Annotated in this window: 31 protein-coding genes; 12 read left to right on the forward strand and 19 right to left on the reverse strand. The window is 70.2% G+C overall.

Translation table 11 applies throughout. The features are described from left to right. Positions 1-16: 16 nt before the first annotated feature. On the forward strand, positions 17-388 hold the full coding sequence (locus ACN27E_RS13975; protein ID WP_422742233.1) for a VOC family protein: 372 nt from the start codon (positions 17-19) through the stop codon (positions 386-388). A 3-nt stretch (positions 389-391) separates the two neighbouring features. Here ACN27E_RS13975 and ACN27E_RS13980 read toward each other — a convergent pair whose 3' ends face one another. The 3 genes from ACN27E_RS13980 to ACN27E_RS13990 are packed head-to-tail and all read right to left on the reverse strand — an operon-like array spanning position 392 to position 2,265. Further along, positions 392-691, reverse strand: coding sequence for a DUF3349 domain-containing protein (locus ACN27E_RS13980; protein ID WP_422749864.1), 300 nt, complete (start codon positions 689-691; stop codon positions 392-394). A gap of 10 nt (positions 692-701) precedes the next feature. Next, positions 702-983: a hypothetical protein gene (locus ACN27E_RS13985; RefSeq protein ID WP_422742235.1), complete on the reverse strand. Its 282-nt coding sequence runs from the start codon at positions 981-983 to the stop codon at positions 702-704. Between the two features lie 31 nt (positions 984-1,014). Next, on the reverse strand, positions 1,015-2,265 hold the full coding sequence (locus ACN27E_RS13990) for an inorganic phosphate transporter (protein ID WP_422742237.1): 1,251 nt from the start codon (positions 2,263-2,265) through the stop codon (positions 1,015-1,017). Between the two features lie 219 nt (positions 2,266-2,484). Here ACN27E_RS13990 and ACN27E_RS13995 point away from each other — a divergent pair, with 219 nt between their 5' ends. The 6 genes from ACN27E_RS13995 to ACN27E_RS14020 all read left to right on the forward strand — a co-directional run bounded on the left by ACN27E_RS13995 (position 2,485) and on the right by ACN27E_RS14020 (position 7,740). Continuing rightward, on the forward strand, positions 2,485-2,787 hold the full coding sequence (locus ACN27E_RS13995) for a DUF3349 domain-containing protein (protein ID WP_422742240.1): 303 nt from the start codon (positions 2,485-2,487) through the stop codon (positions 2,785-2,787). 47 nt (positions 2,788-2,834) lie between these two features. Beyond that, a complete protein-coding gene (menE, locus tag ACN27E_RS14000) occupies positions 2,835-3,923 on the forward strand; it encodes an o-succinylbenzoate--CoA ligase (protein WP_422742242.1) in 1,089 nt (362 codons plus the stop codon). A gap of 20 nt (positions 3,924-3,943) precedes the next feature. After that, positions 3,944-4,558: a pyridoxamine 5'-phosphate oxidase family protein gene (locus ACN27E_RS14005; protein ID WP_422742244.1), complete on the forward strand. Its 615-nt coding sequence runs from the start codon at positions 3,944-3,946 to the stop codon at positions 4,556-4,558. Between the two features lie 71 nt (positions 4,559-4,629). Further along, entirely contained in the window at positions 4,630-5,985 is a 1,356-nt protein-coding gene (locus ACN27E_RS14010; RefSeq protein WP_422742245.1) for a hypothetical protein, read from the forward strand. A 4-nt stretch (positions 5,986-5,989) separates the two neighbouring features. After that, positions 5,990-7,258, forward strand: coding sequence for a molybdopterin-dependent oxidoreductase (locus ACN27E_RS14015; protein WP_422742247.1), 1,269 nt, complete (start codon positions 5,990-5,992; stop codon positions 7,256-7,258). After that, positions 7,255-7,740, forward strand: coding sequence for a hypothetical protein (locus tag ACN27E_RS14020; RefSeq protein WP_422742249.1), 486 nt, complete (start codon positions 7,255-7,257; stop codon positions 7,738-7,740). The genes ACN27E_RS14015 and ACN27E_RS14020 overlap by 4 nt, the downstream gene beginning before the upstream one ends. On the opposite strand, the gene ACN27E_RS14025 is transcribed toward ACN27E_RS14020, so the two are convergent. From ACN27E_RS14025 to ACN27E_RS14035, 3 genes are read right to left on the reverse strand one after another with little or no spacing between them, the layout of a single operon-like run. Next, positions 7,721-8,350 (reverse strand): methyltransferase domain-containing protein, encoded by a 630-nt coding sequence (locus ACN27E_RS14025; protein ID WP_422742251.1) that lies wholly within the window; start codon positions 8,348-8,350, stop codon positions 7,721-7,723. The two genes, ACN27E_RS14020 and ACN27E_RS14025, sit on opposite strands and share 20 nt — an antisense overlap. Positions 8,351-8,356: 6 nt before the next feature. Next, on the reverse strand, positions 8,357-9,025 hold the full coding sequence (locus tag ACN27E_RS14030) for a TIGR04282 family arsenosugar biosynthesis glycosyltransferase (protein WP_422742253.1): 669 nt from the start codon (positions 9,023-9,025) through the stop codon (positions 8,357-8,359). Beyond that, a complete protein-coding gene (locus tag ACN27E_RS14035; RefSeq protein ID WP_422742254.1) occupies positions 9,022-9,678 on the reverse strand; it encodes a glycosyltransferase family 2 protein in 657 nt (218 codons plus the stop codon). The genes ACN27E_RS14030 and ACN27E_RS14035 overlap by 4 nt, the downstream gene beginning before the upstream one ends. A 103-nt stretch (positions 9,679-9,781) precedes the next feature. Here ACN27E_RS14035 and ACN27E_RS14040 point away from each other — a divergent pair, with 103 nt between their 5' ends. Together ACN27E_RS14040 and ACN27E_RS14045 are read left to right on the forward strand one after the other, a co-directional pair. Next, the gene (locus ACN27E_RS14040; protein WP_422742256.1) at positions 9,782-10,498 is read left to right on the forward strand and encodes a response regulator transcription factor; all 717 of its coding nucleotides are present in this window, start codon (positions 9,782-9,784) and stop codon (positions 10,496-10,498) included. Next, on the forward strand, positions 10,485-11,513 hold the full coding sequence (locus tag ACN27E_RS14045; protein ID WP_422742258.1) for a sensor histidine kinase: 1,029 nt from the start codon (positions 10,485-10,487) through the stop codon (positions 11,511-11,513). The genes ACN27E_RS14040 and ACN27E_RS14045 overlap by 14 nt, the downstream gene beginning before the upstream one ends. Before the next feature lie 8 nt (positions 11,514-11,521). On the opposite strand, the gene ACN27E_RS14050 is transcribed toward ACN27E_RS14045, so the two are convergent. From ACN27E_RS14050 to ACN27E_RS14060, 3 genes are read right to left on the reverse strand one after another with little or no spacing between them, the layout of a single operon-like run. Next, positions 11,522-12,646, reverse strand: a complete 1,125-nt coding sequence (locus ACN27E_RS14050) for an NAD(P)H-dependent flavin oxidoreductase (protein ID WP_422742261.1) — start codon at positions 12,644-12,646, stop codon at positions 11,522-11,524. A gap of 18 nt (positions 12,647-12,664) precedes the next feature. Further along, on the reverse strand, positions 12,665-13,693 hold the full coding sequence (locus ACN27E_RS14055) for an NAD-dependent epimerase/dehydratase family protein (protein ID WP_422742263.1): 1,029 nt from the start codon (positions 13,691-13,693) through the stop codon (positions 12,665-12,667). Continuing rightward, the gene (locus ACN27E_RS14060; RefSeq protein ID WP_422742265.1) at positions 13,690-14,466 is read right to left on the reverse strand and encodes an S-methyl-5'-thioadenosine phosphorylase; all 777 of its coding nucleotides are present in this window, start codon (positions 14,464-14,466) and stop codon (positions 13,690-13,692) included. Before ACN27E_RS14060 ends, ACN27E_RS14055 begins: the two co-directional genes overlap by 4 nt. Positions 14,467-14,538: 72 nt before the next feature. Between ACN27E_RS14060 and ACN27E_RS14065 the strand changes: the two genes are divergently transcribed. Continuing rightward, positions 14,539-15,411 (forward strand): 1,4-dihydroxy-2-naphthoate polyprenyltransferase, encoded by an 873-nt coding sequence (locus ACN27E_RS14065; RefSeq protein ID WP_422742268.1) that lies wholly within the window; start codon positions 14,539-14,541, stop codon positions 15,409-15,411. Positions 15,412-15,502: 91 nt separating this feature from the next. Further along, positions 15,503-16,156, forward strand: coding sequence for a response regulator (locus tag ACN27E_RS14070; RefSeq protein ID WP_422742269.1), 654 nt, complete (start codon positions 15,503-15,505; stop codon positions 16,154-16,156). Here ACN27E_RS14070 and ACN27E_RS14075 read toward each other — a convergent pair. The 3 genes from ACN27E_RS14075 to ACN27E_RS14085 all read right to left on the reverse strand — a co-directional run bounded on the left by ACN27E_RS14075 (position 16,134) and on the right by ACN27E_RS14085 (position 17,950). Next, a complete protein-coding gene (locus ACN27E_RS14075) occupies positions 16,134-16,505 on the reverse strand; it encodes a LytR/AlgR family response regulator transcription factor (RefSeq protein ID WP_422742270.1) in 372 nt (123 codons plus the stop codon). The two genes, ACN27E_RS14070 and ACN27E_RS14075, sit on opposite strands and share 23 nt — an antisense overlap. Before the next feature lie 81 nt (positions 16,506-16,586). Further along, entirely contained in the window at positions 16,587-17,636 is a 1,050-nt protein-coding gene (locus ACN27E_RS14080) for an aminotransferase class V-fold PLP-dependent enzyme (protein ID WP_422742271.1), read from the reverse strand. Beyond that, a complete protein-coding gene (locus tag ACN27E_RS14085) occupies positions 17,633-17,950 on the reverse strand; it encodes a DUF4229 domain-containing protein (RefSeq protein WP_422742273.1) in 318 nt (105 codons plus the stop codon). Before ACN27E_RS14085 ends, ACN27E_RS14080 begins: the two co-directional genes overlap by 4 nt. A 48-nt stretch (positions 17,951-17,998) precedes the next feature. On the opposite strand from ACN27E_RS14085, the gene ACN27E_RS14090 reads away from it, so the two are divergent. After that, entirely contained in the window at positions 17,999-18,163 is a 165-nt protein-coding gene (locus tag ACN27E_RS14090) for a hypothetical protein (RefSeq protein WP_422742274.1), read from the forward strand. A 9-nt stretch (positions 18,164-18,172) separates the two neighbouring features. Here ACN27E_RS14090 and ACN27E_RS14095 read toward each other — a convergent pair whose 3' ends face one another. Genes ACN27E_RS14095 through hemL form a run of 7 tightly spaced genes read right to left on the reverse strand, consistent with a single transcriptional unit; the run spans position 18,173 to position 25,117 of the window. Beyond that, a complete protein-coding gene (locus ACN27E_RS14095; RefSeq protein WP_422742276.1) occupies positions 18,173-19,219 on the reverse strand; it encodes an AAA family ATPase in 1,047 nt (348 codons plus the stop codon). After that, entirely contained in the window at positions 19,219-20,223 is a 1,005-nt protein-coding gene (gene ccsB / locus ACN27E_RS14100) for a c-type cytochrome biogenesis protein CcsB (RefSeq protein ID WP_422742278.1), read from the reverse strand. Before ccsB ends, ACN27E_RS14095 begins: the two co-directional genes overlap by 1 nt. Continuing rightward, positions 20,220-21,809: a cytochrome c biogenesis protein ResB gene (gene resB, locus ACN27E_RS14105; protein ID WP_422742280.1), complete on the reverse strand. Its 1,590-nt coding sequence runs from the start codon at positions 21,807-21,809 to the stop codon at positions 20,220-20,222. The genes ccsB and resB overlap by 4 nt, the downstream gene beginning before the upstream one ends. Beyond that, entirely contained in the window at positions 21,809-22,597 is a 789-nt protein-coding gene (locus ACN27E_RS14110) for a cytochrome c biogenesis CcdA family protein (RefSeq protein WP_422742282.1), read from the reverse strand. Before ACN27E_RS14110 ends, resB begins: the two co-directional genes overlap by 1 nt. Beyond that, positions 22,594-23,199, reverse strand: coding sequence for a redoxin domain-containing protein (locus tag ACN27E_RS14115; protein WP_422742284.1), 606 nt, complete (start codon positions 23,197-23,199; stop codon positions 22,594-22,596). Before ACN27E_RS14115 ends, ACN27E_RS14110 begins: the two co-directional genes overlap by 4 nt. Next, on the reverse strand, positions 23,196-23,804 hold the full coding sequence (locus ACN27E_RS14120; protein ID WP_422742285.1) for a histidine phosphatase family protein: 609 nt from the start codon (positions 23,802-23,804) through the stop codon (positions 23,196-23,198). Before ACN27E_RS14120 ends, ACN27E_RS14115 begins: the two co-directional genes overlap by 4 nt. Beyond that, positions 23,801-25,117 carry a glutamate-1-semialdehyde 2,1-aminomutase gene (gene hemL / locus ACN27E_RS14125; RefSeq protein ID WP_422742287.1) on the reverse strand — a complete coding sequence of 439 codons (1,317 nt, stop codon included), beginning with the start codon at positions 25,115-25,117 and terminating at the stop codon, positions 23,801-23,803. Before hemL ends, ACN27E_RS14120 begins: the two co-directional genes overlap by 4 nt. Positions 25,118-25,167: the final 50 nt, after the last annotated feature.

The following is a 25,167-nucleotide window of genomic DNA, read 5'->3' on the forward strand; positions in this document are numbered from 1 at the left end:
GTGATAGACACAGACCATGGAGATCCTGTCGAGCCGGGTGCTGTTCCGGCCCAAGGACTATCAGCGTTCGTTGCGGTTCTACCGCGATGAGATCGGCCTGGCGGTCGCCCGGGAATACGGCGGCGGGACCGTGTTCCACGCCGGTCAGTCGCTGATCGAACTGGCCGCACACGGCGAACCCGCCGCCGGCGGCACACTGTGGCTGCAGGTCCGCGATCTCGTTGCCGCACAACGGGAATTGATCGAACGCGGGGTGTCCATCGCTCGGGAGGCGCGCCAGGAACCGTGGGGCCTGCACGAAATGCACGTGACCGACCCCGACGGCGTGACACTGATCTTCGTCGAGGTACCCGACGACCATCCGCTGCGCCGCGACACCCGGCGCTGAGGGTTAGCCGGCCGGTGCCGCCAGCGGCCATCCCACCGAGGCCAGCCGAGCGGCCACCTGGTGGATCTCCTCCGGGTTGGGTTCCTTCTCGATCACCGCGTGCACGGCGCTGCGGATCTCGTCTTCGGTCACGGTGTCCGTGTCGGTGGACCTGAGCACCGACTTGGCCGCCTCGACGACCTCCTCCTCGGACAGCGAACGCTTCAGCAGGGCCAGCAGTGCGAAGTAATCCTGCTGCGGGACACCTTCGGGGTATCCGTCGTGCAGCCAGAGCAGGATGTTGGCAAAGGCGCTATCAGGCATGGTCACCACCTCACTTCGGGATGAACGGGACGGGGTTGAAGCCGAAGTGGTGCTGGATCGTCCCCTTCGTGATGTACAGGATGGCGATCAGGATCACCGCCGCCACGAACACGAACAGCAACAGCCCCAGGAACTTCAGGGCCGGATTGGGTGCGTCGACCGTGCCGTCGGCCTCGGCGCCGCCGGCACCTCGCGAAAAGGCCACCAGGCCGATCGCGAACACCGCGGGCAGTCCGGCGCCGAGCACCAAACCCACCGCCAGGACCTTCAAGATCGCTTCCAGATAGGTCATTCGAATTCCTCGTTCTCCGGGCGGCCGGTACTCAGACCGCTGCGGTGGGCTTGGGCTGGTCGCTGGTCACGCCGCGCAGATCGGCGGGGACCACCGAATTGGTGGTGTGGTCCCAGTCGGCGTTGACGTTCTTGTGGTCGACCTTCTTCTGCTGGGCGCGCCAGTACATGAAGCCCGACAGCGCGACCAGGATCACGAAGATCAGACCGTCGCCGGCCAGCTGCGAGCCGGTGACCTTCTCGACGACATTGGACAGCCAGAACGACAGCGCGCCGACGATGCCGGCGGCCGGCAACGTGATGACCCACGCGGTGGCCATCCGGCCCGCGACCGCCCAGCGGACCTGCGCGCCCGGCTTACCGACACCCGAGCCGAGGATCGATCCGGTCGCGACATGGGTGGTGGACAACGCCATCCCGGCCGCGCTGGAGGACAGGATGATCGCGGCCGACGATGCCTCGGCGGCCAACCCCTGCGGCGACTCGATCTCGACCAGCCCCTTGCCCAGGGTGCGGATGACGCGCCAACCGCCGATGTAGGTGCCCAGGCCGATGGCCAACGCGCAGGAGGCGATGACCCAGAACGGCAGGCCGTCCTCCTTGACATTGCCGGTCAAGTGGCCGGTGGTGATCAGCGCCAGCGCGATGACACCCATGGTCTTCTGCGCGTCGTTGGTGCCGTGCGAGAGCGCGACCAGCGAGGCCGTCGCGATCTGGCCCCAGCGGAAGCCATCCTCGCGGCGGCGCTTGAGCACCTTGCGGGTGATCCGGTAGACCAACCAGGTGCCGCAGGCGGCGACCAGGCCGGCGATGAACGGGGCGGCCAGTGCGGGGATGACGACCTTGCTCAACACGCCCGGCCAGTTGACACCGGCGGTGCCCAGCGCGGCGAGGCCGGCGCCGATCAGACCGCCGAACAACGCGTGCGACGAACTCGACGGGATACCGAACAGCCAGGTCAGCAGATTCCAGAGGATGCCACCGATGAGGCCGGCGAAGATGATGGTCAGGCCGGTCGACGCGTCGATCCCGGAGATCAGGGATCCGGTGTTGCCGTCCTGGATCCGCAGCACTGAGGTGGTGACAGTGATGGCGACCTCGACGGACAGGAATGCGCCGACGAGGTTCAGGACGCCGGCCAGCAGGACGGCCACCTTGGGTTTGAGGGCGCCGGTCGCGATGGACGTCGCCATCGCGTTGCCGGTGTCGTGGAAGCCGTTGGTGAAGTCGAACGCAAGCGCGGTTGCGATCAGCAACACCAGGATGATGAGCTCGGTGGTCACGAGACCTGATTGTGCGGCCAGGACGACTCGAAACGCCAACGGGCGGACGCCGGGTCGCCCGGTGTCGCCTGGCCTTTTGCCGCCGAACCCGGAGATGTTCATTTCCCGTTCACCCGGCGTCCGGACGGTGTTCTCCGTCGGCGCCGTCACCAGGGTCGGCCGTTATCATCAGATGCTCGTGGCCGCCCCGTCGCGCGGACCGCGGAGGAAGTGAACACCGTGACCCGATTCCTCGCCCGGATCGTCGCCTGGATCACGGCCGGTTACCCCGAGGGGGTGCCCGGGCCGGATCGGGTGCCGTTGCTCGCGCTGCTGCGCCGGCGGCTGACCGACGAGGAAGTCCGCACGGTGACCGAGAATCTGATCGACCAGGGTGAGTTCGATCAGATCGACATCGGGGTGCTCATCACCCAGCTCACCGACGAACTGCCGCTGCCCGAGGACATCGAGCGGGTCCACGCACGCCTCGCGGCGCAGGGCTGGCCGCTCGACGATCCCCGCGACGCCGAGGGGGACGGATAACCACCCTGCGCGCCGTCCCCGTTCCGGCCGGCGCGGAGGCGCTGTCGGTGTGGCCGGATGTCGAGCGGGCGCTCGACGGACGCGGCCCGGCACTGCTGCCGGTGCCCGCCGAGGACCCCACCTCGGCCGAAACCCTGGCCGCGGCGCTGCGGGCCGGCGAGCCGATCGACGACGATGTCGCCGTGGTGGTCTCGACGTCGGGTACCACCGGCAGGCCCAAGGGCGCGATGCTCACCGCCGCCGCGCTGACCGCCAGCGCGCAGGCGACCCACCGCCGTCTCGGCGGCACCGGCCGGTGGCTGCTGGCGCTGCCCGCTCACCACGTCGCCGGGCTACAGGTGTTGGCGCGCAGCGTCATCGCCGGCGCACCGCCGGTGGCACTGTCGGCACGCTTCGATCCGGTCGAGCTCGCGGACGCCGTCGCTCGGATGGGTTCAGGGCGTCGCTACGCCTCACTGGTGGCGGTGCAACTGGACCGGGCACTGGCCGACCCGGCCGCGCGGGCGGCCCTGGCCGAACTCGATGCAGTGTTGATCGGCGGTGGCCCCATGCCCGTTGGGTTGTCCGAGAAGGCATCGGCGGCAGGCGTTTCCGTGGTCCGCACCTACGGGATGAGTGAGACCGCCGGTGGCTGCGTGTACGACGGTAAGCCTCTCGACGGCGTGCGGGTGCGCCTCGAGGATGGCCGGATCGTGCTGGGTGGCCCCACCGTCGCCAAGGGCTACCGCAATCCGGTGGCGCCCGATCCGTTCGCCGACCCCGGGTGGTTCCGCACCGAGGACCTGGGCGCCGTGGACGACGGTGTGCTGCGGGTGCTCGGGCGGATCGACGACGCCGTGAGCACCGGCGGCCTCACCGTGCTGCCGCAGCTGGTCGAGGCGGTCCTCGGCCACCATCCGGCGATTGCCGACTGTGCGGTGTTCGGTGTGGCCGACGAGCGCCTCGGCCAGCGGGTGGTCGCCGCCGTCGTGCTGACCCCGGGCGCCGCCGCGCCCACCGTCGCGGAACTGCGCCACCACATCGCCGCCGAGTTGGACCCGACAGCGGCTCCCCGCGAGGTGCACGTCGTCGACGCGTTGCCCCGCCGCGGCATCGGCAAGGTCGACCGCCGGGAGCTGGCCGCCCGATTCGGTTGAGCGCGCGGCATGATGGCGGTATGCGTCGCGAAGTGACGACCGTCGAGCAGTTGCGCGCCATCGTCGGACACCCGAACGAGGCCGTCGCGAACAAGGTGGCCCCGCGGCTTGCGGACGTGCACCGAGACTGGCTGCGGGCGGCCTCGCTCGCCTTCATCGCGACCACCGACGCCCGCGGCCGGCTCGACGTGTCGCCCAAGGGGGATCCGGCCGGATTCGTGCACATCGTGGACGACTCGACGATCGCGATCCCCGAACGTCCCGGCAACAAACGTGTCGACGGCTACCTCAACGTGCTGCAGCGCCCACGGGTCGGCACGCTCTTCGTCATCCCCGGCCGCGGAGACACGCTGCGGGTCAACGGTGCGGCGCGGGTGCTGGCCGATGCGGACTACTTCGACGCGATGACGGTGCAGGGCAAGCGGCCGATCCTGGCCCTGGAGATCGCCGTCGAAGAGGTGTTCTTCCATTGTTCGAAGGCCTTCCTGCGCTCGGACGCGTGGAAACCCCAATGCTGGAACCCCGACGCGGTGCCCAGCGTCGCGCAGCTGGCCAAGTCCTTCAAACCGGACCTGACCCAGGCCGAACTGGACGCCTACTACGACGAGGACAATCTGCGGTCGATGCTGTACTGACCGCGCGGTGGTCATCGAATCGTCAGCCGGGCCGCACGGCGGGAGTATCGCGCGGCAATAGGCTGGCGAGAATGCGGACCTATCGCCGGGAGACAATCGCGGTCACCCTCGGGCTGACCCTGCTGATCTCCGCGTTCGTGGTGCCGCACCTGCATCTGGACGTCGTCACACCGCTGCTCAACGCGACCCCCGACCGGTTCCGCGATTTCGCCGCCACCTCGCCGGTGTTCGGCTGGTGGAACGCCCATGTCGGCTGGGGCACCGTGCCCGCCATCCTCATCGGTGCCGCCGCCGTGCTGTGGGGGCAGTCGCTCGCCCAGCGGATGCGATGGCGCACCCTCGTCCTGGGTGCGTGGGCCACCTCGTGCGCCTGGGCGTTCTCGCTGGCGATGATCGACGGCTGGCAGCGCGGATTCGCAGGCCGGCTCACCGCGAAGCACGAATATCTGCGCGAGGTGCCGGGCGTCACCGACATCCCGCTTATGGTCCGCACTTTCGCCGGCCGCATCCTCGACTTCCAGCCCGACTCCTGGATCACCCACGTGTCCGGCCATCCGCCCGGAGCACTGCTGACCTTCGTCTGGCTGGACCGGATCGGCCTGGGCGGCGGCGCCTGGGCTGGACTGTGGTGCCTGCTGGTCGGGTCCAGCGTCGCCTCAGCGATCCTGGTCGCGGTGCGGGCGCTGAGCGACGAACAGACCGCCCGCCGCGCCGCACCGTTCGCCGCCGTCGCACCGACCGCGATCTGGGTGGCGGTGTCCGCCGACGGCTATTTCGCCGGTGTCGCGGCCTGGGGTATCGCGCTGCTGGCGCTCGCGGTGAAACGTGCGGTACGCACACCGGAGCTGGCCGCCGTCGGTGCGGGGGTGCTGCTGGGCTGGGGGATCTTCCTCAACTACGGGCTCGCGCTGATGGCACTGCCCGCCCTGGCCGTGCTGATCTGCGCCGGCGACCTGCGCTCGGCGGTGCGGGCGCTGCTCCCCGCTCTCGCCGGTGCGGTGGCCGTGGTGCTGGTGTTCCTCGCGGCCGGATTCTGGTGGTTCGACGGCTACCACCTGGTGCAGGAACGGTACTGGCAGGGCATCGCCGTCGAACGGCCGTTCCAGTACTGGGGCTGGGCCAACTTCGCGGCGGTCATCTGCGCGGTCGGGCTGGGGACCGTCGCGGCGCTCGGCCGGGTGTTCGACATCGCCGCGATCAGGGCGCGCTCCGGGCTGCACCTGCTCGTGCTGGGTGCGCTGGCCGCGATCGTGTTCGCCGATCTGAGCATGCTCAGCAAGGCCGAGACCGAGCGCATCTGGCTGCCGTTCACCATGTGGATGGTGGCGGCGGGAGCGTTGTTGCCGGTGCGCGCGCAACGGTGGTGGCTCGCCGTGAACATCGTCGGCGCACTATTGGTGAACCATCTGATCCTGACGAATTGGTGAGCACGTGAACGAGGACGAGAAGCCCGCGTCGCACCCTGCGCCGAGATGGCGCAGTCCGCTGCGAGGCCCCTGGCTGACATCGGTTCTCGGCTCGGTCCTACTGGTGACGTTGCCCGTGGTGACCATCACCGGGCTGCTGTCCTACATCGCCTACGGTCCGCAGTTCGGCCAGGCGATCCCCGGTGACGTCGGCTGGTTGAAGCTGCCCACCTTCGACTGGCCCACCGATCCGGCCTGGCTGTACCGGCTCACCCAGGGACTGCACGTCGGGCTGGGGCTCATCCTGATCCCCGTCGTGCTGGCGAAGCTCTGGTCGGTGATCCCGAAGTTGTTCGTGTGGCCGCCCGCACGCTCGATCGCCCAACTGCTCGAACGCATCTCGCTGCTCATGCTGGTCGGCGGGATCCTCTTCGAGATCGTCACCGGCGTGCTGAACATCCAATACGACTACATCTTCGGCTTCAGCTTCTACACCGCGCACTACTTCGGTGCGTGGGTCTTCATCGCCGGATTCGTCATCCACGTCGCCCTCAAACTCCCGCGGATGTGGGCCGGGCTGCGGTCGCTGCCGATGTCGACCGTCCTGCGCACCAACCGCGATGCCACCCGTCCCCAACCGCACGATCCCGACGGCCTGGTGGCCGCCGACCCGGCCCCGGCCACCCTGAGCCGCCGCGGCGCCCTGGCGGTGGTGGGCGGCGGAGCACTGCTGATGGCCGTCCTGACCGCCGGCCAGACCATCGGCGGCGTCACCCGCCACGCCGCGCTGCTGCTCCCGCGCGGCCGCAGTTACGGGGACGGCCCCAACGACTTCCAGATCAACCGCACCGCATTCGCCGCAGGTATCACCCCGGCCGAGACCGGTGACGCGTGGCGGCTCACCTTGCGGGGCACCGGCGAACCCGTAATGCTCGACCGCAGCGCGCTGGCCGCCATGGCGCAGCACACCGCGCGGTTGCCGATCGCCTGTGTGGAGGGCTGGTCGACCACCCAGACGTGGACCGGCGTACGGCTGCGCGACCTCGCGCGGCTGGCCGGAGTGAACGAGCCGGTGGCGGCCCGGGTCTCGTCGGTGGAGCGCCGGGGCGCCTTCAATCGTGCGACGTTGCAGGGAAGTCAGGTGACCCATCCCGATTCTCTGCTGGCGTTGCGCGTCAACGGCGCCGAACTGTCGCTCGACCACGGCTATCCGGCGCGCATCATCGTGCCCGCGCTGCCCGGCGTGCACAACACCAAATGGGTCGCCGGCATCGACTTTCAGGCCCGGCCATGAGGTTCGCAAAGGTGTACGGCGCCGGGGTGTTTCACCTGCTGACCCTGATCGCGGGGTTCGCCCTGTTCGGTTATGCGGTGGCCACCCTGGGTCTGGCGCAGCTGTGGAACCCGAACACCTGGTGGCAGTCGATCCTGGTGTGGTTCGCCGCCGCGGTGATCCTGCACGATCTGGTGTTCTTCCCGCTGTACGCACTCGTCGACCGTGCGGTGACCGCCGGTGATCGTCTCGCCGCACCGCCGGCTCCGGCGGTCAATTTCGTCCGGATCCCGCTGCTGGCTTCGGCTCTGATGCTGCTGGTGTTCCTCCCCGGCATCATCGAGCAGGGCGGACCGGCCTACACCGCCGCGACCGGGCAGACCCAGGAACCGTTTTTCGGCCGCTGGCTGCTGCTGACCGCGGTGGCGTTCGGGGTGAGCGCGCTGGCCTATGCCGTCCGGCTGCTGACGGCACGAAAGCGCGTCACGGCGCCACCATCGTAGCCAGCACCCGGCCGCCCACCGGGTGGATCTTGGCCAGCGCCAGTCCCGCCTCTTCGGCGAGCGCTGCGGCGCAGTCGATTCCGACTGTCGCCCAGCGGAACCACGGTCCGATGGTCTTCGACGACTCCAGCCGGACCAGATTCGTCCGCACGCCCGGCGCATCGGCCTCGAATTCGGCCACGCAGCGCCCGCCGGGCCGCAACAGTTCCGCTGCGCGGCGCAGCACCCGGCTCGGATCGCCGCCCAGCCCGATGTTGCCGTCGGCCAGTAACGCGGTCTGCCAGCGTCCCGCGCCGGGCAGCGCGCCGAAGACGTCGCGTCGCAGCGCGGGTGCCCCGTTTCGCCGGGCCAGCTCGACAGCGGTGGCGGACTGGTCGACACCGAGGGCGGGGATGCCCATCTTGATCAGATCCACCACCAGGCGACCCGGACCGCAACCGAGATCGATGGTCGGGCCCGCGCACAGCGCGACCACGGCGCGGTCGAATTCGCGGTCGGCGTGCCGACCGCCGAGCCAGCTGCGCACCGGAAGATTCTTCACCTGACCGTCGTCGTGGCGGATCCAACAGCGTTCACCGTCCAGCGCGCGGTCGTACAGATTCCCCAGCATCGGGTCCTACAGTCCCGCGGCGGCGGTCGCGAACGGGAACCGCGCGCCCGGCGGGCAGGCCCGGCGCACGAGGTCCACGTCGTCGGCGGTATCGACGTCGGCCAATTCGTCCACCAGGGATACCTCCAGGGAGTTGTTGCGCAGTGCCTTCAGGGTGAGTTCGCCGGTGTCGGCGCGCGACATCGGCACCGTGCGCAGGCAGTCCGCCATTCCCGCCGACCGCACACCGAGTAACCACCACCCACCGTCGGTGGCCGGCCCGAGCACCGCATCGGTGCCGAGCAACTCCTCACCGCAGCGACCCAGCAGCTCGCCGGTGAGCTGCGGGGTGTCCATTCCCACCTGGAGGACCGGCAGTCCGCCGGCCGCGGCGGCGTCGGCGTGGGCATGGACGAGGCGTTCGGCGAAGGACTCCCCACGCTGGGGCACCACCGTGAATTCGCCGAGCGCCTTGCGGATCGCCGAACGGTTGCGGGCCTGATCGAGATCACCGGTCATGGCGACCACCCGGTGCGCCACCGGCGCGGCCAGCACCGCGTCGAGCGTGTCGAGCAGAGCCGCCGAGGCGATGACCGCCGCCACCTCGTTACCCACGGTCGCGGCCAGCCGGGTCTTGGCCAGCCCGGGCACCGGTGCCTTGGCGACCACCAGTGCGGTCACCGGCAGTTCGGTCATTCGATCACCCGCCAGAAGTCCGTTGCCGCCACGACACTTCCGCGCAGTGAGCCACTCACCTTCGACCTACCCCCGGTTCGCGGACCGTAGGTGACATCGCGCTCGACCACCTGCCAGCCCGCGGCAGCGGCACGAACCAGCAATTCGAGGGGGTACCCCGACCTGCGGTCGATGACACCGAGAGCGAGCAAATCGTCGCGGCGGGCCACCCGCATCGGGGCGATGTCGTGCACCGGCAGGCCGTGGCGGGTCCGCAACCGCCAGCACACCGCCGCAGTGCCGAGCCGCGCGTGCCACGGCCACCGCAGACCCGGCGCGGGACGGCGACGCCCGACCGCCAGCTGTGCGCCGCGCTCCAGCTCGGCGACCAACCCGGGCAGCTCCTGGGGATCCAGCGAGCCGTCGGCATCGAGCACCGCCACCAGCGGCGTCGCGGCGGCCACCACCCCGGCGTGGACGGCCGAGCCGTATCCCGGCCGGGGCTCGTGGACGACGTCGGCACCGTGCCGCCTGGCCACCTCGGCGGTGTCGTCGGTGCTGTTGTTGTCGACCACCAGCGGCCGGTAGCCCGCCGGCATGGCGGCCAGCACGGCGGGCAGCGACGCCGCCTCGTCGAGACACGGCAGCACGACTGTCACCGGAGATGAGGGCACGGAATCCGAGGCTAACCGTGACAGCCAGGTGCGACCTGGGCCAACGGTGACGAATCGATGACGCGGGCCCAGCTGCGGGGCGCTCCCAGCTAACCTCGGACCTGTGACGCGAGTACTCATTGCCGACGACGACACCGTCGTCCGCGACGTCGTGCGTCGCTATCTGGAACGTGACGGCCTCGACGTATCGATCGCCCAGAACGGCAACGAGGCGTTACGGCTGCTGGGCACCGAGCACATCGACGTCGCAGTTCTGGACGTGATGATGCCCGGTCCGGACGGCCTGACCCTGTGCCGCACGCTGCGCCAGCGCGGCGACTACACCGTTCCGGTGATCCTGCTGACCGCGCTCGGTGAAGAGGACGACCGGATCGCCGGCCTGGAGGCAGGAGCCGACGACTACCTGACCAAACCGTTCAGCCCGCGTGAGCTGGCGCTGCGGGTGCGTTCGGTGCTGCGCCGCTCACCGTCACCGGCGGGCGTGATGCCCGTCGACCTGCGCGTCGGAGACATCATCGTCTCCACGGCGGCCCGGTCGGCCACCGTCAACGGCGAACCGATCAGCCTCACCAACCGCGAGTTCGACCTGCTGCTGTTCTTCATCACCCACGCCGACACGGTGTTCAGCCGCGAGGAACTGCTCAAACAGGTATGGCGGTGGGACTTCGGCGACCTGTCGACGGTGACGGTGCATGTCAAGAGGCTGCGCTCCAAGCTGGGCGATCAGCACCGGGTGCAGACCGTATGGGGCCGCGGCTACCTGTGGAGCGCCGGCGACACCCGGGCGCGTGAAGGTCAGACCGCCAGTGCCGTCGACTGATCTCTGGGAGATCGCCGGCTGGTCGCTGGCCTGCTCGATCCCGGTGGTGGTGGTCGGCGCCCTGATCATCCGCCTGGCCCGCCAGTGGTCACTCGCGGTGAGCATGGTGGTGCTGGTGCTGATCCCCACCTTGGCGACATTCACCGGGGTGCTCGGCGCCAGCGGCTTCATGATCACCGAGATCTTCGAGCCGCTTGCCGTGGTGCTGTTGGTGGTCGCGGTGGTGACCATCCCGGGTGCGGTGATGCTCGGTCGCTATCAGGCCCGCCGCACCGTGTGGGAACAGGAGATCCGCGACTCCGAGCGGGCCGCGGAGATGTCGCGGCGACGGCTGGTCGCCTTCGTCAGCCATGATCTGCGCACGCCGCTGGCCGGGATCCGGGCGGTCGCCGAGGCGATCGCGGACGGACTGGTCACCGAGGACGAGGTGCGCGGGCACGCCAAGCACATCGAGCAGGAGTCGATCCGGCTCTCGGAGATGGTCGACGACCTGTTCGAGATGTCGAAGATCAACGCCGGCGCGGTACAGCCCGCCTTCGACAAGGTGGCCCTCGACGAGGTCGTCGACGACGTCCTGGCCGCGCATCGCATCGCCGCCGAACGTGCGGGCGTCATGCTCGCCGCCGAGCTGCCCGACCAGCCGGTGCGGGTGCTGGGCAGCGACCGTGCCCTGGTGCGGGTGCTGTCGAACCTGGTGGCCAACGCGATCGCGCACACCCCCGAGGGCGGCCGGGTGCAGCTGGCGCTGGGGTCCGACGAGAACGGCGCCTGGGCCCGGGTGGACGACACCGGCGTCGGCATCGACGAGGCCGATCTGCCGAGGGTGTTCGACGTCGCCTACCGAGGGTCCAACGACCGCGTACCGCGGGCTGATTCGTCGCTGCCGAGCGGATCGGGACTGGGCTTGGCGATCGCGGCCGGTCTGGTGCAGGCCCACCGCGGGACGCTGTCGGCGCACAATCTCGACAACGGCGCCCGCTTCGAGGTACGGCTGCCGCTCGCGGTGGACGACTGAGCCGGGCGTCAGTCCGGCAGCGAGTTGCTCAACCGCTCGGTGGCCGCGACGTAGTCCTCGATGAACTCCCGAACCACCTCGCGGGCGGGTTTGACCTTGTTCATCAGTCCGACCCCCTGGCCGACGAAATAGGTCGCCAGCTCCTGGGCACCCGAATGCCCTTGAGCGGCAAGCACATCGATGCGTCGCAGCAACGGTTCGGCGAGCATGTTCTGCAGCGGCAACGGCAGCGGCGCCCGGTCACCGCGCGGGGCCCAGGCCTGCGTCCAGTCCGACACCAGCTGTCGGGCGGGCTTACCCGTGCGGCCCGCCGAGCGCACGGTGTCCCGTGACGTCGCGGCCAACATCTTGTCGACCGTGTGCGGTGCGGTCTCGGCCTCCTCGGTGGTCAGCCACACCGATCCGGTCCAGGCGCCGTCGGCGCCCATCGCGACCGCTGCGGCCATCTGCCGGCCGGTGACGATGCCACCGGCCGCCAACACCGGGATCCGGGCTCCCGCAGCCGCGAGGGCGTCGAGCACCTCGGGCACCAGCACCAGTGTGGTCACCTCACCGCAGTGACCGCCGGCCTCGGTGCCCTGCGCGATGATCAGGTCGACCCCCGCCTCGGCCTGTTTGAGCGCATGCTCCCGCGCACCGACCAGGGCGGCGACCGGCACCCCGCGTTCACGACCCGCCTCGATCATGTAGTCCGGCGGCACGCCGAGGGCGTTGGCGATCAGCTTGATCGGGTGGCTCATCGCCACGTCGAGCAGTTCGCGGCCGGTGTCGCCGGACAGGCTCGAACCGCCCAGTCGCGGCTCGGTGTCCAGGTCGATGCCGTGGTCGGTGAGCAGCTGGGCGACGAAGTCGCGATAGTCGGCCGGGATGCGGTCGACGAGCTGCCCGCGTGAGAGGTTCTCGCCCTTGCCCTCGAATTTGGCCGGCACGATGATGTCGGCGCCGTAGGGCCTGCCGCCGACGCGCTCGTCGATCCAGGACAGCTCCCGGTCGAGCTGCTCGGGCGTGTACGCCGTCGCGCCGAGCACACCGAAGCCCCCCGCGTTGGTCACGGCGGCGACGACGTCGCGGCAGTGACTGAAGGCGAAGAGCGGGAAATCGATGCCGAACCGTTCACCGAGCGAGGACTTCATGCCGCCCAGTATCCAGCGTCAGCGCAAGGGGGCGAAGGCGAACTCCCGCAAGCCGTCGCGAGGGTCGATCGCTGCGCGGAAGCCGAGTTGCTCGGCGGCACGCGCCGGCGAGGCCACGATGTGGCGGACGTCGCCGCTGCGGTACTGACCGGTGACCACGGGCGGTACCGCGCCGCGGGTGTCGCAGAGTTCAGCCGCCACGTCGATGATCGAGATGGGCCGTCCCGAGCAGACGTTGAACGCGCTGAACCCACTGAGATCCGACTGCACCGCGGCGACATTCGCCGCCGCCACGTCGTCGACGTGGACGAAGTCGCGCATCTGTCCGCCGTCCTCGAAAACCCTTGGCGCGTCACCATTCTCGAGTTGGGAGCGGAAGATGGCGGCCACCCCGCTGTAGGGCGTGTCGCGCGGCATGTGCGGTCCGTAGACGTTGTGATAGCGCAACGCGACCACCGAGCCGCCGGTGGCCTCGGCCCAGGCCAGCGCATAGTGCTCCTGGGCGACCTTGCTGGCGGCATACAGGCTGCGCGGCCGAAGCGGCTCATCCTCGTCCACCAGCCGCCACTGCAACGGTCGACCACAGTGCGGGCAGCGGTGTTCGAAGTCACCGGCGTCCAGGTCGGCGCGGCGGCGCGGCGACGGCTGCACGCCACCGTGCTCCGGGCAGTCGAACCGGCCCTGGCCGTACACCACCATCGACGACGCCAGCACCAGCCGCTGCACTCCCGCGGCGAACATCTCCGCGAGCAGAACCGTTGTGCCGTAGTCGTTGTGGCTGCCGTAGGACGGTGCGTCGGCGGCATTCACCCCGGCTCCGACGACCGCGGCCTGATGACAGACCACGTCGACGCCCTCGAGCAGCGGAGCCAGTGCGGCGGCGTCGCGGACGTCGACCTGGCCGACCCCGTCGGGCAGCCGCGCGCCGTCACCGTGCGCGGCGGGCAGCATCATGTCGACGGCGCTCACTTCGTGGCCGGCGTCGGTCAGAGCCGCGCGCACGCGAGATCCGATGAACCCGGCGGCGCCGGTCAACAGCACCCTCACGGCAGCTCGATGGGCAGCGTGACGCCCTCGTGCGGCAGACAGTGTGTGCAGGTGCGTTCGCTGGTGACGGCCTCGATCGCCTCGTGCACGAGCTTCTTGAACGGCACCAGATTGCGCTCGAACTCGGCGAAGACGTCGACTGCGCGGACGGCGCTTCCGCTGTCGATGCCGGCGTCCAGATCGGTCACCAACGCGATTGCGGCATAACACATCTCGAGTTCCCGGGCGAGGACCGCCTCGGGGTGGCCGGTCATGTTGACCAGCGTGAACCCCTGACCGGCGAACCACTTGCTCTCGGCGCGCGTCGAGAACCGCGGGCCCTGGATGACCACCATGGTTCCGCCGTCGACCACCCCGGGCAGCCCGGTGGCCGCCGCGCGCAGCGTCGGGCAGTACGGGTCGGCGAAGCCGACATGGATACCGCCGGAGTCGAAGTAGGTGTCGGCGCGTCCGGACGTGCGGTCCACCAGCTGATCGGGCACCACCATCGACCCGGGTCCCAGCTCCGGGGTCAGGCTGCCGACCGCGCACGGACCGAAGACCCGCCGGACACCGAGGGCGCGCAACGCCCACATGTTGGCCCGGTAGGGCACGGTGTGCGGCGAGTATTCGTGATCGACTCCGTGGCGGGGCAGAAACGCGACCTCGTGGTGCCCGATCGTGCCCACCGTGATGGGTGCACTCGGTGCGCCGTAGGGGGTGTCGAGGCTGACGCTGCGGGCGTCGTCGCCGAAGAAGGTGTAGAAGCCGCTGCCGCCGATGACTCCGAGCATCGCACCATTGTCGGCTATGCCCGCGGCGGCGGCCATGCCGGTGTGCCGACGTCGCGTGACACACTGTCGCCCGTGGCCAGTTTCGCCCAGTGGGTCGAGGGCGCCCGTCCCCGCACGCTGCCCAATGCCGTCTCCCCCGTGATCGCCGGAACCGGCGCGGCGGCGTGGCTCGACGGCGCGGTGTGGTGGAAGGCGCTGCTGGCGCTGATCGTGGCCGTGGCGCTGATCATCGGCGTGAACTACGCCAACGACTACTCCGACGGCATCCGCGGCACCGACGACGTGCGGGCCGGTCCGTTGCGGCTGGTGGGCTCGAAATCGGCGTCACCGCGCGGGGTGCTGACCGCCGCCGTGGTCAGCCTCGCGGTCGGCGCGCTGGCCGGCCTGGCGCTCGCGGTGTCCAGTGCGCCCTGGCTGATCGCCCTCGGCGCCGTCTGCATCGCCGGTGCGTGGCTCTACACGGGCGGCTCGAAGCCCTACGGCTATCTGGGCTTCGGCGAGATCGCGGTGTTCGTGTTCTTCGGTCTGGTCGCGGTGCTGGGCACCCAGTACACGCAGGCGTTGCGGATCGACTGGGTCGGCCTCGCGGCCGCGGTGGCGATGGGCGCGCTCTCGTCGGCGGTGCTGGTGGCGAACAATCTGCGCGACATCCCGACCGACCGGGAGGCGGGCAAGATCACCCTCGCCGTACGCCTCGGCGACGCCCGGACCCGGGTGCTGTACCAGGGGCTGGTGGCGGCGGCGTTCGTCCTGACCCTGGTGCTGGTGGCCGCGACACCGTGGTGCGCCGTCGGTCTGGTGGCGCTGCCGCTGGCGGTGCGCGCAGCGCGCCCGGTACGCAGCGGTAAAGGCGGGCGAGACCTCATCCCGGTGCTGCGGGACACCGGGCTGACCATGCTGGTGTGGGCGGTCGCTGTCGCGCTCGCCCTGACGTTCGGCGGCTGACCAAGGCTTCGCCGTGGCGGTCGCGGCGTTCGCTGTCGACGGCCGCGCAGCGTCGACGCGATCGGCGGGGGTGCCGATAAGCTCTGCGGTCATGACTTCGCTGCGCGTGGTGGTGGCCGACGACGACGTGCTGCTGCGTGAGGGCATCGCCAGTCTCCTCGACCGCAACGGGTTCGAGATCGTCGGACAGGCCGGTGATGCCACCGAATTGCTGGCGCTGGTGCGGCAGACCACACCGGAGTTGGTGATCGTCGACATCCGGATGCCGCCCGAGCACGACACCGAGGGGCTCGACGCCGCGCGAGTGATCCGCACCGAGCTGCCCGATACCGCGATCCTGGTGCTGTCGGCACACGTCGAGGTCGACCACGCCACCGAACTGCTGGCCAGCGGCCGGGCCATCGGCTATCTGCTGAAGACCCGCGTCACCGATGTCACCGACTTCGTCGACACCCTGCAGCGCATCGCCAGGGGCGCGTCGATCATCGATCCGGCGCTGGTGCAGGAACTGGTGTCGGCGCGGCGGCGCAACGATCCGCTCGCGGTGCTCAGCGCCCGTGAACGCGAGGTGCTGATGCTGATGGCCGAAGGCCGCTCCAACGCCGGGATCGGACGGCGGCTGTGGGTCACCGAAGGCACCGTCGAGAAGCACGTTCGCAGCATCCTGACCAAGCTCGACCTGCCGGAGACCGGCGACGATCACCGCCGCGTGCGGGCCGTGATCACCTACCTCGAGGCGCGCTAGGGGCCAGCAGTCCGCGGACGGCGTCGCCGGACAGCTCCAGCTTCGAGAGGAATCCGACCGCCGGGCTGTCGCCCAGCATCTCGGCGAGGTCCTGTTCGGCGTAGGTCGACACCAGAATCACCGCCGGCGCGCGGAAATCCGCCCGGTGCAGCTGCGCTGCCACATCGAATCCGCTCTCACCGCCGAGATCCACGTCGACCAGTGCCACGTCCGGCCGCAGCTCACGGGCCAGGCGCATCGCGGCGGCGCTGTCGGCGGCCACGCCGACCACCTCGATACCGGAGCGGCCCAACATGGCCGTCGCGGCATCGCGGAAGGCGGCGCTGTCGTCGACGATCAGACAACGCACGGCACAACTCCCACCAGACTCACAACCGCCACTGTTCCACCGGGGCGGGATCGCAGCATTACCGCTAACGGGAAACTTGAATCATCCGTTCAGCGCGTCGAGCAACCGGTCGAGATCGTCCTCGGTGTTGTAGAGGTGAAAGCCCACCCGCACCGCGCCCGCGCGCACCGAAGCGCGGATACCGGCGCGGGTCAAGCGGTCCGCGGCGCCGGTCGGTACCGCGGCGCCGGGCAGCGACACGATCGCCGAAGGGTGTGGGGCCAGCTGCAGTTCGGCGCGCAGCCGGGCCGCGAGCCCGACGGTGTGGGCCTCCACCGCGGCACCGTCCAGCGATGCCAGCCACGGCAGCGACCGACCCGCGCCCAGCACACCGAACCATGCCGGCGAGGTGTCGAACCGCCGAGCGTCGCCGGCCAGCCGCAGGGGCAGTCCGTAGATCGAATCCCACGGGTCGGCACCGGCATACCAGTTGGCGGCATGCGGTGTCATCGTCGCGGCGATCCGGTCACCGACCGACATGAAGGCCGTACCGCGCGGTGCCAGCAGCCACTTGTAGGCCCCCGCCATGGTGACGTCGGCCCAGCCGAGGTCGAGGGATTTCCAGCCGGCCGCCTGGGTGACGTCGATGATCGTCGTGGTGCCGGTGCCCGCCACGCGGGCGCGCAGCTTCCCGGCGTCCACCACCGCGCCGGTCGCGGACTGCACCAGGCTCAACGTCACGAAGTCGTAATCGTCGGCGGTTTCCAGTAGTTCGTCGGGTCCGACCTCGACCAGGGTGACGCCCCGGCCGGACTGCGCGGCGAACGGGAACGTGGCGCTGGTGAACTCCCCGGCCAGCGTGGCGCCCCGGCTACCGTCCGGAATCGCGGCGGCCACCAGGCCCAGCGCGGCCGATACGCTGCCGGCCATCGCCACCGACCCGGTCGGTACGCCGACCAGTGCGCCGTAGCCGGCCCGGGCCGCCTCGACCGGCTCGTCGAACGACCGCGCGTCCATCGTGCCCGCCTCCCACCGGGCCAGGCAGTCCCGCAGCTCACCCAGCGCGAAGCGCGGCGGCAGACCGTAGGTCGGGGAGTTGAGAAAGCCTGCGGCGCCGGCGAACTCGACTCCGAATGCCTCGCGAGCGCTCACCTGTGATCGTCGGTGGGCGGATCGTCCCCGCGCAGCCGCGCCTGCAACTGCTCGCGGTCCCGCCGGCGTCGCTCATCGACCGCGGCGATGCTCGCCGTGGCACGGTCACGCAGCGGCGCGAGCAGCCAGATGCCCAGCGGCAGCGCGATGACGATCGCGAAGAGGATCGCGATGACGAGGGGGAATTCCCGGAGACCGAGGAGCTGGGCGACGCCGAAGATCAGCGCCGCGAGGGCGGCGACCAACGCGAGTCTGGCCGCCACGTAGAGCAGCACATCGGCGACCAGACGAGAACTCGACCGACTGTCTGACACGCTCCTGAGGGTACCGACGGCGCGTATATTCGGTGACAGGAGGTTTGTGTGGCGTATTTGCTCCTGATACTCGTCGTGGCCGGTGTGGTGTACCTCGGCTGGCGGCTGATGCGGGCCAATGGGAGCCGTCCGGCGCGGCGGGTGATCGGACCGGACGACGACCCCGATTTCCTGCGCCGCCTGGGACAGGACGACAACAACCCGCGCCAGTAGACGGCCCGCCTAGTCGCGTGTGCCGTCGCTGTCCGCTGCCCAGGGGAAACCGTCGGCCACCACCGCGGCCAGTTCGAACAGCGCGTTGCGCGTCGCCGGCTTGAGCCGCTGCAGATCGATCTCGGCGCCGTCGGCCAGGTGCGGATCGAACGGCACCACCTGGACCGCCCGGCAGCGGCGGGAGAAGTGGTCCTGCACCTTCTGCATGTCGACCCGGCGCGACCGCGGGTGGTCGGCGTTGACGACCGCGACCGCACCGGCGACCAGACGCTGGTGACCGTGCGCCTCCAGCCAATCCAGGGTGGCTGCTGCGCTGCGGGATCCGTCGACCGATCCGGTGCTGACGATGACCAGCAGATCGGCCGTGTCGAGCACCGCCGACATCGCCGAGTTCATCAATCCGGTGCCGCAATCGGTCAGCACCAGACTGTAGAACCGCTCGAGCACCCCGACCGTCCGCAGGTAGTCCTCGGCGCTGAACGCCTCGGAGACGGCCGGATCGCTCTCCGAGGCCAGCACCTCCAGCCGGCTGGGACCGCGCGAGGTGTAGCTCCGCACATCGTTGTAGGTTTCGATCCCCTCGACGTCGCGCAGCAGGTGACGCACCGTGGCCGGTGTCTCCAGCGGCACTTTCTGGCTGAGCGTGCCCCGGTCGGGGTTCGCGTCGACGGCGACCACCCGGTCTTCTCGGGCCGCCGCGAAGGTGGCTCCGAGTGTGGCGGTGATCGTGGTCTTGCCGACCCCTCCCTTCAGGGAGAGGACCGCGATCCGGAAGCATCCGGACACCGGCTGGGTGATCCGGGCGCTGAGCTGCTCACGGTGCAGCGCCGAGGGCCGGTCGTCCAGGTGGAACCACCGGCGCCACCCGCGCGACACCGTTCGCTGCGGCGCGACGGGCGGCGCCGAGGGTTCCGGCGGCACCTCGGCGGTGGGCACGACGGCCTGATAGCCGCTGGGCGGGGTGGGCACCGTCCACTCCGGCACTGCCAGCGGATCCGCGGCGGCGGGATCGCTGAACCGCTGCTGCGACCGGAAGTCCGCCGGCTGGTCGGGCATCAACCGACGCCGGCGTAGGAGTGCAGCCCCACGGTGACCAGGTTGATGAAGAACAGGTTGAACACCATCGCGACGAAACCGACGACGTTGATCCAGGCGGCCTTGCGGTCCCGCCAGCCCGCCGTCGACCGCGCGTGCAGGTAGGCCGCATAGACCACCCAGGCGATGAACGACACCGTCTCCTTGGGGTCCCAGCCCCAGTAGCGGCCCCACGCCTCCTCGGCCCAGATGGCGCCGAAGATCACGCCGAAGCCGAACACCGGGAACGCGAAGATCGTGGTCCGGTAGGCGATCCGGTCGAGGGTCCGGGCGTCGGGCAACCGGTTGACGACGCGGGCGAACGCGGTGTCGGAGGTCGGGTTGCCGAACCGCGACATCTTGAGCAGGAACAGGATGCTGGCCACCCCGGCGACCAGGAACACCCCGGAGCCGAGGCTGACCACCGACACGTGGATCGGCAACCAGTACGACTGCAGGGCCGGCATCACCGGCGCGGCGTGGCTGTAGAGCCAGCGTCCCGAGACCGTGAGCAGGATCAGCACCGGGACGAGGACGAACACCCACAGCGCGCGGTACTGCGGCCGACGCAGCACCACCGCAGCCGCCACCAACCCGCAGAAGCTGGTCAGGTTGATGAATTCGTACATGTTGCCCCAGGGCACCCGGGCGGTGGACAGCCCGCGCAGCACGATGCAGGCGGCCAGCAGGGCGATGCCGACGTAGATCAGCGCCAGCCCGGCCGAACCGAGGCGTTCGTCGAACGGACGCCTGGGGATGTCGGCGACGACGCCGGGGGTGGCGCTGTCGGCACCGACCGAGCCGCCTCGGACGAACCCCGCCCCCGAGCCCGCCCCGACCAGCTCGCGGCGCTCGACCAGGCGGGCGCGGCTGTAGGCGAGTTCGACGGCGAGCAGCAGCAGCGCCGCCACCAGCACCAGAACCGATGAGGTGAACGCCCAGTCGGAGTACCGGGCGAGACCGAGGTCGATCTCGGTACCGTTCATGTGACCTTCTCTTCTGACCGCGGCGGCGCTGTCGCCGCCTCGTCGTGGTGGCCGGTCAGCAGCCGGGACACCAGTCGCTCGAATTCGTCGCCCCAGCCCGAGTTGTCGGTGCGCGCCAACCCACCGAGCTCGACGCCAACGGTACCTGGGCTCCGCGGCGTGATCCTCACCCAGACCCGGCGCCGGCGCACCACCAGCGAGACCAGCAGGCCGCCCATCATCGTCATCGCGAAGACCAGCACCCAAATCTGCGCCGGATCATGCGACACCTGCACGTTGACGAAGGGAACAGCGCCGTCGAAGCGCACCACGGTGCCGTCGTCGAGCCGGGTCTCGGCGCCCGCACTGAGGTTGACCCGGGCCTCCCGGTTCAGCCGGCCCTGACCGATCAGCCGCTCGTCGAGGGAGAACAGATTCTGCGGCCGGCCGGTGTCCAGACCGGTGTCACCGCGGTAGATGTCGACCGCGACGGCGGGGTCGCGCAGCGCCGGGAAGCTCGACGACAGCAGGGTGCCGTCGAGCTGCTGGGTGGGCGCGAACAGGCCCTGGATCGCGATCTGGTTCTCCCGGCGTTCGTCGGCGTCGGGAAACGTGCCCGCCGGCGGATCGAACCGCATGACCCCCGACGACAGGAACGTGAACTGGTCGTCGGGTCGCCACTGCAGGGTCTGGGTGCGGGTCTGGCCGTCGGGGAACGTCACGGTGAACGTCGGGGCGTAGCCGTGGCCCTGCAGATACACCCGGTCGCCGCCGACGCGCAACGGTTCGTTGACCTTGAGTCGGTACGGCTGCCAGGTGTCCGACGCCAGATCGTCGCCGGCCTGATACTCGATATTCGCGGCGTAGGAGGTGGCCTGACCGGAGTCGAGGTAGTCGGCCTGAAAATCGTTGACCTTGAGGCAGATCGGATACAGCGAGGTGCCGTCGACGGTGTTGCCGGCCCGGAACGAGTCGAACGCTGCCGGAGACGCCGAACAGAACCCGGGGCCGCCGTTGGCGATCACGATGACGTTGCCCTCGTAGCCGAACAGCTTGCCCGCAGCCACGGCGACCAGCAGTCCGAGCAGCGAGAAGTGGAAGACGATGTTGCCGAACTCGCGCAGATAGCCCTTCTCGGCCGAGATCTCGGTGACCTCGCCGTGCCGGCGGGTGACCTTGCGCCAGCCGCGCAGCCCCGCCGTCACCTCGGCGGTGACCGCGTCTGCGGAACCGTCGACCTCGCCGCCGTGGTGCTTGGGCAGGCGGGTGAGGTTGCGCGGCGCGGGCACCGGCACCGCGCGCAGGCTGCGGACGTGTTCGATCAGCCGCGGAGTGAGGCAGCCCACCAGCGAGAGGAACAGCAGGGCGTAGATCGCGGTGAACCAGAAGCTGGAGAACACATCGAAGGCCTGCAGCCGGTCCAGCACCGGGCCGATGGTGGGATGCTCGGCGATGTATTCGGCGACCTTGGACTCGTTGAGGCTGCGCTGTGGCAGCAGCGCCCCGGGCACCGCGGCCAGGGCGAGCAGGAACAGCAGCACCAGCGCCGTGCCCATCGAGGTCAGCGTGCGCCACGTGTTGCGGGTGAGGGCGATCAGTCGGCGCATCAGATCGGCAGCCTGACGTCGCTGACGAACGCGTCGCGCACCCAGGACACGAAGTCGTTCCACAGGCCGGTGACCAGCGCCGTCCCGACCAGCAGCAGCAGTACGCCGCCGAAGATCTGGATGGCACGGGTGTGGCGCCGCAGCCAGCCCATCCCCTGCACCGCGCGGGCCGAACCGAAGGCGAGCAGCACGAACGGGATGCCCAGACCCAGGCAGTAGGCCACCACGAGCGCGATGCCGCGGGCCACGCTGGCCCCGTCGGTGGCCGATGCGACGGTGATCACCCCGGTCAGGGTCGGCCCGAGGCACGGCGTCCAGCCGAGGCCGAAGACCGCGCCCAGCAGTGGGGCCCCGGCCAGCGTCGACACCTGCCGGGGGGTGAACCGCGCCTGGCGCTGCAAGGCGGGGATCAGGCCGACGAAGACCAGACCCATCACGATGGTCAGGACGCCGCCGATGCGCTGCAGCAGCAGTTGATTGGTGATCAGGGTCGTGGTCATGCCGAGCACCGCGACGGTGCCCAGCAGGAACACCGCGGTGAAGCCCGCGACGAACAGCGCGGCCGCGCCGGCGACACGCAACCGCCCGGGGCGCACGGCGACGTCACCGGCGGGTGTTCCGGGGCGGGTGCGATCGTCGACGCCGACGACGGCGGCCAGATACGACAGATAACCGGGCACCAGCGGCACGACGCACGGCGAGGCGAACGACACCAGCCCGGCCAGCACGCAGACCGCCAGCGCCAGCACGACCGGCCCGGCCGAGGCGATCTCGGCGAATCCGCTCACTGCCCGGCCTCCGCTCGCGGTTCGGCCGCCAGCCGCTCGACCACCGGCTGCAGATCTTCGGCGAGCAGCTCGCGCAGGAACACCGCGGCCACCCGGTGCTCGCGGTCGAGCACCACCGTCGAGGGGATCACCGTGGTGGGATAGCGGCCGCCGAAGGCGATCATCGTGCGCATCGGCGGGTCGTAGATCGACGGGAACGTGATGTTGCGGTCACGGATGAAGTCGACCGCGGCGTCGCGGTTGTTGTCCCGCACGTCGATCCCGAGGAAGGCGACCCCCTGATCGCGGGTGGCCTCGTAGACCTGCTGCAGTTGGCCGATCTCGGTGCGGCAGGGTCCGCACCACTGCCCCCAGACGTTGATCACGACCACCTGTCCCGCGAAGTCGTCGAGCGACAGCGTCTCGGTGGGGTCGAGCAGACTCGGGCCCGACAGCGGGCCCGGTTTGCCGCGGTCGCCGGGCGGGTCGTAGAAGATGTCGGTCTTGCCGCCCGGGGCGACGAATTCGAACGTCCCGCCCTGGGCCACGGCGTCGTCACCGGTGGAGCAGCCGGCCAGCGCGAGGATTCCCGCGCTCGCCAGCAGCACCGCCAGCCACCTCACTGTCCGGCCAGCTCCGCATATCCCCAGCCGACGTAGGTGTCGCCGTGGAAGTAGAACGACGTGACCGACGCCAGATTGCACAGCCGCTTGGTCGGGAAGTGGTGCAGGGGTTTGTCGGTGATCGCGCGGCGCAGCGTCTCCACGGGCAGCTGGTGGCTGACGCACACCGCCTCGTGCCCGGCGCCCTGAACGCGGGCCCGGTGCAGCGCCCCGGTCATGCGTGCGGCGATCTCGCGGTACGGCTCACCCCACGAGGGGGTGCGGGGGTTGCGCAGATGCCACCAGTTGCGGGGATCGCGCAGCGCGCCGTCACCGGGCGAGACCCGCTCGCCCTGGAACACGTTCAGCGACTCGATCAGCTCGTCATCGGTGGCCACCGACAGACCGTGCCGTGCGGCGATCGGTGCCGCGGTCTCCTGCGCGCGCTCCAGCGGGGAGGCGACGACGTGGACGATGTCGCGTTCGCCCAGCCAGTCGGCGACCCGCTCGGCCTGCGCCCGGCCGCGCTCGGAGAGGTGGTAGTCGGGCAGGCGGCCGTAGAGGATGCCGTCCGGGTTGTGCACCTCGCCGTGCCGCATGACGTGGACGATCGTCTTCTCGGTCATTGCGGTTTCGTCGCTTCGGCGGCGGCCCGGGCGGCACCGGGCAGGGCGGCGGCGATCCGGTCGAAGGCGTCGTCGTCGAGCGCCGCCGAGACGAACCAGGCTTCGAAGGCGCTCGGTGGTGGGTAGATCCCCGCCTCGAGCAGGGCATGGAAGAAAGGCGGGAACCGCCACGTCTCACTGGCGCGCGCGGTCGCGAAGTCGGTGACCGGTTCTCCGGAGAAGAACACCGACAGCATGTTGCCGCCGCGCTGCACCCGGTGGGTGACGCCGGCGGCGGTGAGGGCCTCGGTGAACAGTTGCGCAAGCCGGTCGGCGTTGGCGTCCAGGGCGGTGTACACCGCGTCGTCGGCGGCGCGCAGGGTGGCCAGGCCGGCGGCCATCGCCACCGGGTTTCCCGACAGCGTGCCCGCCTGATACACCGGCCCCAGCGGCGCCAGGCGCTCCATCACCTCGACGCGCCCACCGAATGCGGCGGCGGGCAGCCCACCGCTCATCACCTTGCCGAAGGTGAACAGGTCACCGTCGACCGGGTCGATGCCGTACCACCCGGATCGGCTGACCCGGAAGCCCGTCATGACCTCGTCGAGGATCAGCAGGGCGCCGTGCTCGGCGGTGATACGGCGTAGCGCGGCGTTGAAGCCGGGCGCCGGCGGCACCGCGCCCATGTTGCCGGGGCTGGCCTCGGTGATGACGGCGGCGATGGTGTCACCGAACTGCGCGAAGGTCTCCTCGACGGCGGCCACGTTGTTGTAGGGCAGCACGATCGTGTCGGCGGCGGCGGCTCCGGTGACCCCGGGTGAGGACGGCAGGCCGAGAGTGGCGACGCCGGAACCGGCGTCGGCGAGCAGCGCATCGCTGTGGCCGTGGTAGCAGCCGGAGAATTTGACGATCTTGGGCCGTCCGGTGAACCCGCGGGCCAACCGGATCGCGCTCATGGTGGCCTCGGTGCCGGAGTTGACCATGCGAAGTCGCTCGACCGGCGCCACCCGGCTGATGATCTCGCGGGCGAGTTCGGATTCGCTCGGTGTCGGGGCGCCGAACGACAACCCGTCGACCGCGACCCGCTGTACGGCCTCCACGACCGCCGGATGCGCATGCCCCAGGATCATCGGACCCCACGACGACACCAGGTCGACGTAGCGGTTGCCGTCGGCGTCGGTCAGCCAGTAGCCCTTGGCCGACGTGATGAACCGGGGGGTGCCGCCGACGGAGTTGAAGGCCCGTACCGGTGAGTTGACGCCACCGGGGATCAGTTGGCTCGCGTCGGCGAACAGCCGCGCCGACCGTGCGGTCGCGGCGTCGTCAGAACCCATGCCCACCAGTGTCCCAGCCGCGTCCCGCGCGTCAACTACAGGGTGTAGTT

Source organism: Mycobacterium sp. WMMD1722 (genome assembly GCF_049315205.1).
GTDB lineage: Bacteria > Actinomycetota > Actinomycetes > Mycobacteriales > Mycobacteriaceae > Mycobacterium.

What these genes read in the sequence shown, in the direction of transcription:
- ACN27E_RS13975 (WP_422742233.1), top strand. Translation starts at nt 17, where the DNA reads ATGGAGATCCTGTCGAGCCGGGTGCTGTTCCGGCCCAAGGACTATCAG.
- ACN27E_RS13980 (WP_422749864.1), bottom strand. Translation starts at nt 691, where the DNA reads ATGCCTGATAGCGCCTTTGCCAACATCCTGCTCTGGCTGCACGACGGA.
- ACN27E_RS13985 (WP_422742235.1), bottom strand. Translation starts at nt 983, where the DNA reads ATGACCTATCTGGAAGCGATCTTGAAGGTCCTGGCGGTGGGTTTGGTG.
- ACN27E_RS14005 (WP_422742244.1), top strand. Translation starts at nt 3,944, where the DNA reads ATGCGTCGCGAAGTGACGACCGTCGAGCAGTTGCGCGCCATCGTCGGA.
- ACN27E_RS14010 (WP_422742245.1), top strand. Translation starts at nt 4,630, where the DNA reads ATGCGGACCTATCGCCGGGAGACAATCGCGGTCACCCTCGGGCTGACC.
- ACN27E_RS14020 (WP_422742249.1), top strand. Translation starts at nt 7,255, where the DNA reads ATGAGGTTCGCAAAGGTGTACGGCGCCGGGGTGTTTCACCTGCTGACC.
- ACN27E_RS14025 (WP_422742251.1), bottom strand. Translation starts at nt 8,350, where the DNA reads ATGCTGGGGAATCTGTACGACCGCGCGCTGGACGGTGAACGCTGTTGG.
- ACN27E_RS14030 (WP_422742253.1), bottom strand. Translation starts at nt 9,025, where the DNA reads ATGACCGAACTGCCGGTGACCGCACTGGTGGTCGCCAAGGCACCGGTG.
- ACN27E_RS14050 (WP_422742261.1), bottom strand. Translation starts at nt 12,646, where the DNA reads ATGAAGTCCTCGCTCGGTGAACGGTTCGGCATCGATTTCCCGCTCTTC.
- ACN27E_RS14060 (WP_422742265.1), bottom strand. Translation starts at nt 14,466, where the DNA reads ATGCTCGGAGTCATCGGCGGCAGCGGCTTCTACACCTTCTTCGGCGAC.
- ACN27E_RS14070 (WP_422742269.1), top strand. Translation starts at nt 15,503, where the DNA reads ATGACTTCGCTGCGCGTGGTGGTGGCCGACGACGACGTGCTGCTGCGT.
- ACN27E_RS14095 (WP_422742276.1), bottom strand. Translation starts at nt 19,219, where the DNA reads ATGCCCGACCAGCCGGCGGACTTCCGGTCGCAGCAGCGGTTCAGCGAT.
- ccsB (WP_422742278.1), bottom strand. Translation starts at nt 20,223, where the DNA reads ATGAACGGTACCGAGATCGACCTCGGTCTCGCCCGGTACTCCGACTGG.
- resB (WP_422742280.1), bottom strand. Translation starts at nt 21,809, where the DNA reads ATGCGCCGACTGATCGCCCTCACCCGCAACACGTGGCGCACGCTGACC.
- ACN27E_RS14120 (WP_422742285.1), bottom strand. Translation starts at nt 23,804, where the DNA reads ATGACCGAGAAGACGATCGTCCACGTCATGCGGCACGGCGAGGTGCAC.
- hemL (WP_422742287.1), bottom strand. Translation starts at nt 25,117, where the DNA reads ATGGGTTCTGACGACGCCGCGACCGCACGGTCGGCGCGGCTGTTCGCC.